1 protein-coding gene is annotated in these 1,115 nt (G+C 65.0%); it reads right to left on the minus strand.

The window, feature by feature from the left end:
- Nucleotides 1-1,115: 2-oxoacid:acceptor oxidoreductase family protein (locus tag ACFWBQ_RS38325; RefSeq protein WP_385508675.1), on the minus strand; the 1,115-nt coding region annotated here is incomplete at both ends.

Consider the following 1,115-nt stretch of genomic DNA (forward strand, 5'->3'; position numbering starts at 1 on the left):
ACCGCCCACGGGCGGGCCAGGGTTTCCGGGTCTCGCTTGTAGGGCCAGAACACCTCTGTCCCGTCGGCGAGTTCATGGTTGGGGCCGGTCGCGAACCGGGTCCGCAAGTCGGGGAGGCTGTCGATCTCCGGGACCCGCCACGGCTCCGAACCATTGGCGAGATACCCGTCCGAGAGCAGGAACACCGGCGTCCGGTACGTCAGCGCGATCCTCACCGCGTCCAGCGCTGCGTCGAAGCAGTCCGCCGGCGTCCTGGGCGCCACGATCGGGACCGGGGCCTCACCGTTGCGCCCGTACATCGCCTGCAGCAGATCCGCCTGCTCCGTCTTGGTCGGCAGACCCGTCGAGGGACCGCCCCGCTGAATGTCGATGATCAGCAACGGCAGTTCCAGGGACACCGCCAGACCGATCGTCTCCGACTTCAGCGCCACACCCGGACCCGACGTCGTCGTCACCCCCAGCGAACCGCCGAACGCCGCACCCAGCGCCGCCCCGATCCCCGCGATCTCGTCCTCCGCCTGGAACGTCCGCACACCGAAGTTCTTGTGACGCGACAGCTCATGCAGGATGTCCGAAGCAGGAGTGATCGGATACGAACCCAGATACACCGGAAGATCCGCCAGCCGGCCCGCCGCGATCAACCCGTACGACAACGCGAGATTCCCGGAAATATTGCGGTACAGACCCGTCGGGAACGCCTGCGTCGCAGGAGCCACCTCGTAGGAGACCGCAAAATCCTCCGTCGTCTCACCAAAATTCCAGCCCGCCCGGAACGCCGCCACATTCGCCTCGGCAATGACCGGCTTCTTCGCGAACTTCGACCGGAGAAACTTCTCCGTACCCTGCGTCGGACGGTTGTACATCCACGACAGCAACCCGAGCGCAAACATATTCTTCGACCGCTCGGCCTCTTTACGGGAAAGCCCGAACTCCTTCAACGCCTCGATCGTCAACGTCGTCAACGGCACCCGATGCACGTTGTACGCCTCGAGCGACCCGTCCTCCAGCGGAGACGTGTCGTAACCGACCTTCGCCATCGGACGTTTCGTGAACTCGTCGGTGTTCACGATGATGTCCGCCCCCCGCGGCACATCGGCGATGTTCGCCTTCAGCGC

This window comes from Streptomyces sp. NPDC060035, from assembly GCF_042736635.1.
Taxonomy (GTDB): domain Bacteria; phylum Actinomycetota; class Actinomycetes; order Streptomycetales; family Streptomycetaceae; genus Streptomyces.